Raw genomic sequence first — 11,819 nt, forward strand, 5'->3', positions numbered from 1 at the left:
ACATATGGCTACTCGTCACATCATTACTATGTTAGAGCAATCATTACGCGCCGAAACAGAACAGACAGGTTCTTATCTATCTAAAGCTTTACCAAAAAGAATTATGGAACGAGCAAAAATGACCGATAAAAATAAGACATATCAAACCATTGGAGATTGGTATAAAAACCATTTCTTATACCAGCAAGATGATTTTCTTTGGGCTAAATATGCCTTCTATGATGCATATTGCGAAGCATTACAAAAACAAGGCCACTTAACAAAACGTGTTCGTCACATATTAGAATCTGTAGCTAGAAAACATGGAAAACAATACATTTCATCTGTACAAAATTGGAATTTCCCTGATCAAAAAGCACAAGGGACTGCCTGATTTCGTGTTTTCAAGCACATATAATATAAGCTCATACTATATATGCACTAGAAGGATTCATAAGTTGCACGTCTTCTTGTCTATTTCAAATATCGTTATACGACGTGAATTTATGAAACCGGTGTCATAGTTATGATAGCAAATAGGAAAACACCCAAATTACTTCCCCTTTCTATATATAAGTGGGTTTGTAACTGGGTGTTTCATACTTTCCTAGACTAATATTATTGCTCATACTTTCCATGATATACTAAAAAATCTTCCCTTTACTTTTCCTTCAAAAACAGAAATGATGAGGAATTTCCTATTCCCTATCTTCCCTTACTCCCAAGGCCATTTATTCTATCATTTGCTTCATTAATTCTCGATTGCGTTTTTTAAACACATCATTATGTGAAGAGACCATTCCATATTCGCTTGCATCTGGCTGGATAAACTGTTTTGCTTTATTAACAGCATTACCGGCATCGTGAAATGCCCCTGCAATTAAATGCAACTTCCCATCATGTTTTAAAATATCTCCAGCAGCATATAGACCTGGTATAGAAGATTCACTGTTTGCATTTCCCGCAATGAAATAATTATCAATCATTTCAATGTTCAATTCGCTATTCTCTAATAATGTCATATCACGTTCGTAACCATGGTTGATAATAACTTCATCAATCGATAAATAGGAAATTTCTCCTGTTGCATGATTCGTCAATTCCACGCGTTCAATTGCTTCATGATTTTCTCCTGCAATTAGTTTTGTAATAGATGTATTGAACAAGCAAGAAACCGAGCTGTTTATCAATTGTGTAATCTGTGCTTCATGGCCAGATAACGCATCTTTTCTATATGTTACATATACCTTTCTCGCAAGCTGTTCCAGTTCATTTGCCCAATCAATCGCTGAGTTCCCTCCACCTGAAACAATAACTGTTTTATCCTTAAAATGTTTCAAAGATTTTACTGTATAATTTAAATTCGTTACTTCAAATCTTTCAGCACCTTCAATCGTTAATTTTTGTGGTTTCAGTATTCCGCTTCCTGTCGCTACAATAACAGTCTTCGAAAAATGTTGTTGCCCAGAAGAAGTTGTTAATAGAAACATTCCATATTCGTCGCGGGTAATCGATTCTACTTTTTCATTTAAGACTACTTCTGGATGGAATGTTAATCCTTGTTCTACAAGTTGCTCAATTAATTTTGCCCCTGTAACTGGTGGCAATCCTCCAATATCCCAAATCATTTTTTCAGGATAAACATGTATTTTCCCACCTAAATGTGGTTGAAATTCAATTATTTTTGTTTTCATTTCTCGTAATCCACTATAAAACGCTGAATAAAGCCCTGCAGGTCCCCCACCAATTACAGTTACATCAAATAATTCTTCTTTATTCATTCATGTTCACTCCTCAGTTATAATCAAATGATTATCATTCTCAATAAAATATAACTTGTTTCCATTAGATTTACAATCAAAATTACTATTGACAAGGTAAAGAGATAACATTATATTATTTACAGAATCGACATTGATAATCATTATCAATATGTAAAGAATTGCTAATTTTAAAACTATTTTAGTCATTCTTTCTTTCGTACTAACATATATCACTAAAATTTTCATAAGGAGAATATAACATGAAGAAATTATTTATTTCATTAACAGCTTTATTCGTTCTAGTTATGAGTGCTTGTAGCAACAGCTCATCAAACAAGAAGAACGAGACAAAAGAAAACAAGTCTGAAACAATTACATACCAATCTGAAAATGGTAAGGTTGAAGTTCCTGCAAATCCGAAGCGTGTCGTTGTTTTATCATCATTTACAGGTAACGTCATGTCGTTAGGCGTAAACCTTGTTGGAGTTGATTCATGGTCTAAGCAAAACCCACGTTTTCAAAAAAAGTTAGCAGATGTTGCGGAAGTATCTGATGAAAACATCGAGAAAATTATCGAATTGAATCCTGATTTAATCATTGGTTTATCAAATATTAAAAACGTTGATAAATTAAAGAAAATCGCTCCGACTGTAACATTCACGTATGGAAAAGTAGATTACTTAACTCAGCATATAGAAATCGGTAAATTACTAAATAAAGAAAAAGAAGCAAAAGCTTGGGTTGATGATTTCAAAAAACGTGCACAAACAGTAGGGAAAGATATTAAAGCGAAAATCGGAGAAGACGCAACTGTTTCTGTTATTGAAAACTTCAATAAACAAATTTATGTGTACGGCGAGAACTGGGGCCGTGGAACAGAAATTCTATACCAAGAAATGAAACTAAAAATGCCTGAAAAAGTAAAAGAAAAAGCATTAAAACCAGGCTATTACGCCTTATCTACTGAGGTTCTTCCTGAGTATGCTGGAGATTACTTAATCGTAAGTAAAAATAAAGATGCTGATAATTCATTCCAAGAAACAGAATCATATAAAAACATTCCAGCTGTGAAAAATAATAGAGCATATGAAGTCAATATGATGGAATTCTACTTTAATGATCCACTTACACTAGATTTCCAATTAGATTTCTTCAAAAAAGTTTTCTTGGTCAATAATACAACAATGAGGAATTCTTACAATAAGAATTCCTCTTCCTTTATTCTATGAAAAGAAAAGATGTGAAACTGATGACAAAAAATAATCTACGTTCCACCTCCTTTATATACAAATTTATATTAGGAATCATTGTATTTCTTCTTATTTTTATGGCTTCGATGGTATTCGGTGCTGCAGATACAACGATAAAAGATGTCTGGCTAGCACTTACTTCTTCAGCTCAAGGTGAAAAGCTCTCCCTTATTCGGGAACTTCGCCTACCACGTGAAATTGCAGCCATTTTTGTCGGGGCTGGACTCGCGGTTTCGGGTGCCATTATGCAAGGGTTAACTCGAAATCCTCTTGCTGATCCAGGTATCCTTGGACTAACAGGTGGTGCTAATGCAGCTCTTGCCATTACGATTGCATTTATTCCTTCTGCAAACTACTTTTATATCATGATTGCTTGTTTTATCGGAGCAGCAATCGGTGCCATTATGGTTTTTGGAATCGGAATGATGAAACAGGGCGGACTTTCTCCGCTTCGAATCGTACTTGCTGGTGCAGCAGTGTCCGCATTTTTAATTGCAGTTTCAGAAGGGATTGGAATTTATTTTAAGATTTCTCAAGACGTATCAATGTGGACGGCTGGAGGCGTAATTGGAACAACGTGGAGCCAATTGCAGCTCATTATTCCTGTCATTTCAATCAACATATTTATTGCTATCTTACTTTCAAAGAAGTTAACAGTCCTCAGTCTAAGTGAGGAAGTTGCGATTGGACTCGGTCAAAAAATCATTGTAATTAAAATAATCCTTTTTATTATCATCATTTTACTTGCCGGAGCTTCCGTTGCACTCGTTGGCAATATGGCATTCATCGGCCTTATGGTACCTCATATGGTACGCCCAATCGTTGGACCGGACTATCGATTTGTCATTCCGATGTCTGCGCTTGCCGGGGCTTCTTTTATGCTACTTGCAGATACAATCGGTCGTACAATGAATGCTCCATATGAAACGCCACTTGTTGCCATTGTCGCTATTGTTGGGCTGCCATTCTTCTTATTCATTGTACGTAAAGGAGGCCGAGCGTTCTCATGATTCAAACTATGATAAGAAAACAACGCCTTATTATACTTGCCTTACTCATTCTTATTATCACGACGATTACAATTAATATGGGACTCGGAGCAGCTTCTCTTTCCTATGATAGACTCTTTCCAACATTGTTTGGACAAGGAACCTTTAAAGAGGAATTTGTTCTATTCTCCCTTCGGTTACCTAGAATTACGATTACACTATTAGCAGGAATGGCACTTTCGCTATCTGGAGCTATACTGCAAGGAATTACCCGAAATGATTTAGCGGAACCAGGGATTATTGGGATTAACTCAGGTGCCGGCGTTACAATTGCGATTTTCTTTTTATATTTTCCAATCGATGCAGGTTCCTTTGTCTACTTACTTCCTGTTGTCGGATTTATCGGAGCTTTTTTGACCGCTTGTCTCATCTATAGTTTTTCTTATCGAAAAACGACTGGGCTTCAGCCGATTCACTTAACATTAACAGGGATTGGATTTTCATTCGCGCTCTCAGGAACAATGATCGTCATTATTTCATCTGCCGAGCGTGTGAAAGTGGACTTTATTGCAAAGTGGATTGCCGGAAATATATGGGGAGACGATTGGGTCTTCGTATTAGCAATTCTTCCATGGTTAGCTATACTCATCCCATTCATCTTATATAAAGCAAATCGGCTTAATATCCTAGCCTTAAACGAACCAGTCGCAATCGGCGTTGGAATCGAACTCGAAAAAGAACGCCGCTCTCTTCTCCTAGCAGCTGTGGCATTGGCTGCCGCTGCCGTTTCAGTTACAGGAGGCATTGCTTTTATCGGTCTTATGGCCCCGCATATCGCAAAATCATTAGTAGGACCTAAACATCAAATGTTTGTCCCCGTAGCCATTTTAATTGGAGGCTGGCTCCTGTTATTAGCTGATACAATCGGTCGTCATATCGTCGAGCCTAGCGGAATTCCTGCAGGTATCGTTGTTGCTTTAATTGGTGCTCCTTATTTTATATATTTACTATTTAAAAGTCCAAAGTAAATTATATAAAAATCCCCTAAGAATAAAGTGTTCTTAGGGGATTTCTTCTCTATTCATGCTTATAAACATCAATACGTTCAACAAGATTATTAGAAAAGCTACAAGAAATCGAATAAATCTAACAAATTCGAATTTATTATGAATGTCGTTTCCTTATTTATATACTCTATCTTCCATTAATGTTTCGTCAAAAGCTCATTCATTGCTAACCTTCCATTTTCTAATACTTTAATTTTATACGTATTGTTAAAGCTTTTAATTTTTGTTGTCCCATCATCATATGTAATTCCATATTCTTCATAAGCAGTTACTACATATTCTGCTTTGTTAATTGATTTAATACCGTTCACTTGATAGGTTAGCAACGTCTCTGAGATATTTTTATCATTTATATATTTCATATATTTTTGACTTTCTCGGTACGCTTTTCCTTGCGGATCTAAAAAACTCTTTATGTACGAGAAGTCGTTTTCCTTAATTGCTTTCATACCAGCATCTGCATATTTCTCCATAAAAGCTCGAATTTCATCTTCTGATACTTGTTCCTTAGTAGACTCCTCTATTTTATATTTATTTTCTGAGAAGTTTTCTTTCTCCTGCCCCTTTTCAACTGATGTGATCCGCTCCTCTTGTTTCTTTTGTTCCTTTTTCAGCTCACCTTGAGATTCAAGATATAAATACATAGGAGCCTTATCTAAGTCCTCATAGAGGCTTTTCATAATTGTAGAAGCAAACGACATATCCCCATGAATAAACTGCTGATTCATTATATTATATGTTGTAAAAAGTTTTATTGTATACTTGACCAACTGTTGCTCAGACTCTGTATATCCATGTTTCTTAGGATCAATCTCATCCGATAACAATTTCTCATAATTTCGAAAAAAACTTAAAATGAATTCATGATCTTTTCTAGAAATTGGTCCTCGTTCACTCCGAACAGGAACACCTTTTGCAATTTCATCTGTAGCGTTAGAAACAATACTTAGAATCTTTCGACTCTCTCTACTAACTTTCGAACTCGTATCATGATAAAAATAATGATTATACGCTATATAGCCTCCTATCGAAATTATTATAAACAAAAATATAAATAAGCACTTTTTAAACAAAACTTCCTCCTTATCATCTATAAACTTTATTTCGTTCGTAATTACTAAAATACTCTATATTACATTATAAAATCTATATATTTCTACAAATAATTTATTTTTTGTAAAAAAATTTAATAACTTCAGTTGATTTCTTCTTTTTTATATTGCCTTCTTAATTATTTTTCACATAAAAATATACATCCCCCTAAAACTATTTCGCTATAATCGCTAGTGTTCCATATTCTTAATCACTTGTCATACACACTCTCTGTAACAGCGTGAGCGCCCCTACTTCATCTGTAATACCTTTTGTTATGCATTCACTTCATAGCAAGCAAGTTTTGTATGAATCTCGTTAGATTTATGAAGCATCGCTTAGTTTGCTTCCCCTTCATTGATTGCTTTATCTGTCAATCCTTCATGAAAACTTAATGCTTTACTTGAAATAAAGTGAAACTTTAATCCGTGGGGGGTTTTCTTCATCCCCCACGGATTATTAGCCCTCACCAATCGGGCTGTTACGGGCAGTTGATCTCCCACCTATCTTCCTTGCTTTTCTCTGAATCTTGAGGTGGGAGTCTTACTGCCCGTTAATGCGGGATAAACACTTTATCAATTGCATATAAAATGTTTATGTTGATCTGTAAATGGCTCAGAATGCACAGGATCCTCTATTATCTCACACAACTCAGGATTCATATAACGTTTGACAAGTTCCTTCTTATTTTTATGATTCATAACCACATCAGATGTTAACAATAGCGTATTTACTATAAAAGTCGTTATATCTTCTGTAAGGTTAGGAAACATTTGATGCTGAATCAAAGCTGTTCGCAAAATAGTATGATTAGATAAATCTTCCTCCACACAAAAATGGCGTGAAATTTCAAACAATATTCAAATTCTAATTAAGGTTATTTTTCATTCTTTTTACTATAATAGAGTTAAAGGAAGAATTCGATTTTACTACTATCATAGTTACGTTAAGAGAAAGAACTTTATATTCCAAAAGTAATTGATAATTAATTTCAATAAAGTTGTACATTTCTCTTGACAAAATAACAGCTTTTATATGATAATTAATATCGAATTAGAATTATTATTGTTAATTAAAAACTTTATTTTCTGAGCACACTAGTTTATGTTGCTCAAAACTTATAATTAGGAGGAAATGTTATATGTTATTAATCGGCACAGAAGTAAAACCGTTTAAAGCAAATGCTTATCATAATGGAGAATTCATCCAAGTTACTGACGAAAGTTTAAAAGGAAAATGGAGCGTAGTTTGCTTCTACCCAGCAGACTTCACATTCGTTTGCCCAACTGAACTTGAAGACTTACAAGACCAATATGCAGCTCTTAAAGAACTAGGTGTTGAAGTATACTCTGTATCTACAGATACTCACTTCACACATAAAGCATGGCATGATAGCTCAGAAGCTATTGGTAAAATCGAATACATTATGATTGGTGACCCAACTCGCACAATCACTAGCAACTTCGACGTATTAGTTGAAGAAGAAGGACACGCAGCTCGCGCTACATTCATCATCGATCCAGATGGCATTATCCAATCTGTAGAAATCAATGCTGACGGTATTGGTCGCGATGCAAGCATCCTTATTAACAAAATTAAAGCAGCACAATACGTTCGTAACAACCCAGGCGAAGTTTGCCCAGCAAAATGGAAAGAAGGCTCTGAAACACTTAAACCAAGCCTTGACCTTGTAGGTAAAATCTAAGGAGAGCGATCAAAATGATACTAGATGCAGATATAAAAGCACAACTATCCCAATACCTTCAATTAATGGAAAACGACATCTTACTTAAAGTTAGCACAGGAGACGATGATGTTTCTAAAGATATGTTAGCTCTAGTTGATGAATTAACTGCTATGTCATCTAAGATTAAAGTAGAAAAAGCACAACTTGAGAGAACACCAAGCTTTAGTGTAAATCGTATCGGCGAAGAAACTGGCATAACTTTCGCTGGTATTCCTTTAGGACACGAATTTACTTCATTAGTGTTAGCATTACTTCAAGTAAGTGGACGTGCTCCAAAAGTTGAACAAAAAGTAATCGATCAAATAAAAAATATTCAAGGTGAATATCATTTTGAATCTTATATCAGCTTAAGCTGTCACAACTGTCCTGATGTTGTTCAAGCTCTTAACGTAATGAGCGTTCTAAACCCTAGTATTACACATACTATGATTGACGGCGCTGCATTCAAAGAAGAAGTAGAAAGCAAAGATATCATGGCAGTACCAACTGTTTACTTAAATGGCGAATCTTTCGGAAGTGGTCGTATGACACTTGAAGAAATTTTAGCTAAAATGGGTAACGGTCCTGATGCATCAGAATTCTCTGATAAAGATCCATACGATGTTCTTGTTGTTGGCGGTGGCCCAGCTGGTGCAAGTGCAGCAATTTATGCAGCACGTAAAGGCATCCGCACAGGTATCGTTGCGGAACGCTTCGGCGGTCAAGTAATGGATACACTAGGCATTGAAAACTTCATCAGCGTAAAACGCACTGAAGGTCCTAAGCTAGTAGCAAGCCTTGAAGAGCACGTAAAAGATTACGATATCGATGTAATGAAATTACAACGTGCAAAACGCCTAGAGAAGAAAGAACTTATTGAAGTGGAACTTGAAAATGGTGCCGTTCTAAAAAGTAAGAGCGTAATCATTTCAACAGGTGCTCGCTGGCGCAATGTTGGCGTACCAGGTGAAGCTGAGTTCAAAAACAAAGGTGTAGCATACTGCCCTCACTGTGACGGTCCACTATTTGCTGGTAAACACGTAGCAGTTATCGGCGGCGGTAACTCTGGTATTGAAGCAGCAATCGACTTAGCAGGTATCGTAAAACACGTAACTGTTCTTGAATTCATGCCAGAATTAAAAGCTGATGCTGTCTTGCAAGAACGTCTTTACAGCTTACCTAACGTAACTGTTCTGAAAAACGTTCAAACAAAAGAAATTACTGGTACTGACACAGTAAATGGTATTTCTTACATCGATCGCGAAACAGAAGAAGTTCATCATATCGAACTTCAAGGTGTATTCGTTCAAATCGGTCTTGTACCAAACACAGACTGGTTAGGAGACACTGTTGAACGTGTTCGCGGTGAAATCGTAATTGATAAACACGGTGCTACAAACGTACCAGGAGTGTTTGCTGCAGGTGACTGTACAAATAATCCGTACAAACAAATTATTATTTCTATGGGTTCAGGAGCAAATGCAGCTTTAGGTGCATTTGATTACTTAATCCGTAACTAATCAAGTTTTACAAAAGCAGGTGCCTTTGGCTCCTGCTTTCTTTATCATGCTAATCTATAAACTAAAAACCTCTCATTCCCATTCTTCTCGTAAGCTCCCGGTAACCTCACTTCCATCTTCAGCTCAAATGCTGTCTGATTCTCTAGGAAAAAGATATAATCCTCGGACGGATAATACAAAATAATATCTACGTTTCTCTCTACTTCCTCCACTGAAAGTAATATGTTATTTACGACATTCATAAACACTTGCACAGAAAATGGATTAAAGAAATAAAAGCGATTATCACGCGGATTAATTACATATTCTTGTGCTAAGCAACATTGAAACTCAATTTTACCCTTACCATTCTTCGATTTTTTTGCATAACGATCACGATTATCCATCGCTTCTTTATAGAACTCTTCATTCATTTCAATTCCAACTGCCGAAGCACCGCACTTATGATGCATATAAAAGTTCAATCGCCCTTTGCCGCACCCAAAATCTACAACTCGATCACTACTTTTGATTTCGTATTGATTCAATAACTCATCTAAACCACTATATGGCGTTGGTTCATAGCGATGGTAATGTAAAGATTTATTGAATCCTTTTTGTTCTCCTACTGTTTTTATATTGAATACCGCATCATAATATTGTTCGTTCATTAATCTTCTCCTATCAAGAAATGGTACTTATTATTATACACCATGTATCGGAGAGGTTTTTTTCATCAAATTAAATAGCATGTGAAATGATATGGACGCTTCGAAAAATCATAACAAAAAAACAGGAGCTTTCTAGCCCCTGTCTTTCAACACTTTCAATACTGTTTGCTTCAATATTTCTACCCCATCTATTATACAACTATGGTCAAATCTCATATATGGATGGTGTAATCCGGGTTGTAGATTTGCTCCTAGTCCAAGCATAACAGTTTTTAAATGTGGTCTCTTCACTGTGTAGTAATGGAAATCATCGCTTCCAGTTGTATAGAGCGGTCTTGTACATCTCTCTTCCACATACACTTCGAGAATGCCTTTACGCATATAGCGCTCTGCTTCTTCTGAAACTTTTGTTCCTGGCGCTAAATCAATCCATTTGTATGAAGTTTTCAATCCCATCGATGCAGCTGATTTTATTACATGTTCTATTTTTTCTTTAATTCTTCTAATAGTGTATTACTCTCTGCTCTTACATCTAAACTGAAGTGACCATTACCTGGAATGCTATTTAAATTATCACCGCCAGCTTGGCACCTTGTCATCTTTACTGAATATGAACTTTGCGGTGGTAGCCAAATGTTTTTTAAACCGATATTAATCATGGAAATGACATCAATTGCATTCACCCCTTGATGTGGTCTTGCCCCGTGCGCATCCTCCCCATGAATCATCCTCTCTAAAAACCCTGCTGCTCCGTGACGAATTGATGGGGCTGCTTGTTTTAAAGACAGTTCTTCAATTGATCTTAGATGGACACCGAATAAGAAATCAGCATCATCTACAGCTCCATTCTCTACCATCTTTAAAGCACCATTTCCCTTCTCTTCTGTCAGCTGAAAAATAAATCTAACCGTACCGCTTCCCCATCTACTTCTTGCCAAAGTGCATCCAAATCGGCACGAATCGCAATAACCAGATTCCCATTTCCAATCTCAGCAATTACACCTGGACAATCATCAAATGTTTTATATGAAATTCCTTCTTCTTTTAAAAAGTTAGTAATATACGCTGTCGTTTTATACTCTTTCCAACTCACTTCAGGGTTTTCATGTAAATGCTGAAAAATCTCCGTTAAACGCTCTTGTAGTTCTAATGTTTTCAACGTTCCAGTCTCCTTCCCAGATTGCAAACCATAAGGTTAATTATACTTATAAAAAACAGATGTTTTTAAGAACATATTGAGTTTTTGAAAAAAGTCAATTATTTATTTTTAAACACTTAAAAGGCTTACTCCGCATCTATATTACAAACTAAACTAACAAATAGAACATTCCTTATTTTCTGTTTTTTGTTGACACTTACATATATTTTTAGTTATCACATCCTAATAAACGTCTATTTTACGACAATTCTAAAAATACAAACAAACATACGTAACAAGGAGGAAATTTATGAAAAAAGAAATACCTTTTGGAGTAGCGATTATCCCTATTATCATTACCGTTGCAGTTATGATGGTTACAATTTTTGTATTAAAACAAAGTCCTCACGTTCCACTTATTATTGGTACAACCGTTGCCTCTTCCGCAGGATTCCATGTCGCTTTCTCAAAAAAATTATTACGAGTGTCGAACTTACAGGACCATTGAAATTCACAAAAGATATCGAAAACTTACATTATGACGTATCATTTATTCGCTTAAACGAAAAACCGGGACTCGGCATTGACATAAACGAAGATACACTACAAGAACTAACCCTCTTTCAAGACGTTGTACGCTAAAGG

Annotated in this window: 10 protein-coding genes and 3 pseudogenes; 7 read left to right on the forward strand and 6 right to left on the reverse strand. The window is 35.8% G+C overall.

All coding sequences use genetic code 11. The features are described from left to right. Positions 1-4: 4 nt before the first annotated feature. Positions 5-373 (forward strand): hypothetical protein, encoded by a 369-nt coding sequence (locus tag MR063_RS14020; protein WP_242144351.1) that lies wholly within the window; start codon positions 5-7, stop codon positions 371-373. A 337-nt stretch (positions 374-710) separates the two neighbouring features. On the opposite strand, the gene MR063_RS14025 is transcribed toward MR063_RS14020, so the two are convergent. Then, the gene (locus tag MR063_RS14025) at positions 711-1,760 is read right to left on the reverse strand and encodes an NAD(P)/FAD-dependent oxidoreductase (protein WP_242198674.1); all 1,050 of its coding nucleotides are present in this window, start codon (positions 1,758-1,760) and stop codon (positions 711-713) included. A gap of 242 nt (positions 1,761-2,002) precedes the next feature. Between MR063_RS14025 and MR063_RS14030 the strand changes: the two genes are divergently transcribed. The 3 genes from MR063_RS14030 to MR063_RS14040 are packed head-to-tail and all read left to right on the forward strand — an operon-like array spanning position 2,003 to position 5,009. After that, positions 2,003-2,971 carry an iron-hydroxamate ABC transporter substrate-binding protein gene (locus MR063_RS14030; protein ID WP_242198677.1) on the forward strand — a complete coding sequence of 323 codons (969 nt, stop codon included), beginning with the start codon at positions 2,003-2,005 and terminating at the stop codon, positions 2,969-2,971. Then, on the forward strand, positions 2,968-4,002 hold the full coding sequence (locus MR063_RS14035; protein WP_242198680.1) for a FecCD family ABC transporter permease: 1,035 nt from the start codon (positions 2,968-2,970) through the stop codon (positions 4,000-4,002). The genes MR063_RS14030 and MR063_RS14035 overlap by 4 nt, the downstream gene beginning before the upstream one ends. Beyond that, positions 3,999-5,009: a FecCD family ABC transporter permease gene (locus tag MR063_RS14040; RefSeq protein ID WP_242198683.1), complete on the forward strand. Its 1,011-nt coding sequence runs from the start codon at positions 3,999-4,001 to the stop codon at positions 5,007-5,009. The genes MR063_RS14035 and MR063_RS14040 overlap by 4 nt, the downstream gene beginning before the upstream one ends. A gap of 176 nt (positions 5,010-5,185) precedes the next feature. On the opposite strand, the gene MR063_RS14045 is transcribed toward MR063_RS14040, so the two are convergent. The 3 genes and pseudogenes from MR063_RS14045 to MR063_RS14055 all read right to left on the reverse strand — a co-directional run. Further along, on the reverse strand, positions 5,186-6,094 hold the full coding sequence (locus tag MR063_RS14045; RefSeq protein ID WP_242198685.1) for a TcaA NTF2-like domain-containing protein: 909 nt from the start codon (positions 6,092-6,094) through the stop codon (positions 5,186-5,188). A gap of 384 nt (positions 6,095-6,478) precedes the next feature. Continuing rightward, on the reverse strand, positions 6,479-6,643 hold the full coding sequence (locus tag MR063_RS14050) for a hypothetical protein (RefSeq protein WP_242198688.1): 165 nt from the start codon (positions 6,641-6,643) through the stop codon (positions 6,479-6,481). Positions 6,644-6,733: 90 nt separating this feature from the next. After that, positions 6,734-6,973, reverse strand: a pseudogene (locus MR063_RS14055) (S-methyl-5-thioribose kinase); the annotation flags it as partial. Between the two features lie 308 nt (positions 6,974-7,281). On the opposite strand from MR063_RS14055, the gene ahpC reads away from it, so the two are divergent. Next, positions 7,282-7,845, forward strand: a complete 564-nt coding sequence (ahpC, locus tag MR063_RS14060; RefSeq protein ID WP_242144344.1) for an alkyl hydroperoxide reductase subunit C — start codon at positions 7,282-7,284, stop codon at positions 7,843-7,845. Between the two features lie 14 nt (positions 7,846-7,859). Next, a complete protein-coding gene (ahpF, locus tag MR063_RS14065) occupies positions 7,860-9,386 on the forward strand; it encodes an alkyl hydroperoxide reductase subunit F (RefSeq protein WP_242198690.1) in 1,527 nt (508 codons plus the stop codon). A gap of 44 nt (positions 9,387-9,430) precedes the next feature. Here ahpF and MR063_RS14070 read toward each other — a convergent pair whose 3' ends face one another. Further along, entirely contained in the window at positions 9,431-10,036 is a 606-nt protein-coding gene (locus tag MR063_RS14070) for a class I SAM-dependent methyltransferase (protein ID WP_242198693.1), read from the reverse strand. A gap of 132 nt (positions 10,037-10,168) precedes the next feature. Beyond that, positions 10,169-11,195, reverse strand: a pseudogene (locus MR063_RS14075) (M20/M25/M40 family metallo-hydrolase). A gap of 409 nt (positions 11,196-11,604) precedes the next feature. On the opposite strand from MR063_RS14075, the pseudogene MR063_RS14085 reads away from it, so the two are divergent. Beyond that, positions 11,605-11,816 (forward strand): annotated as a pseudogene (locus MR063_RS14085) (dipeptide epimerase); the annotation flags it as partial. Between the last annotated feature and the right edge of the window lie 3 nt (positions 11,817-11,819).

The sequence above is a fragment of the Bacillus cereus group sp. BfR-BA-01492 genome (assembly GCF_022662815.1).
GTDB lineage: Bacteria > Bacillota > Bacilli > Bacillales > Bacillaceae_G > Bacillus_A > Bacillus_A cereus_BD.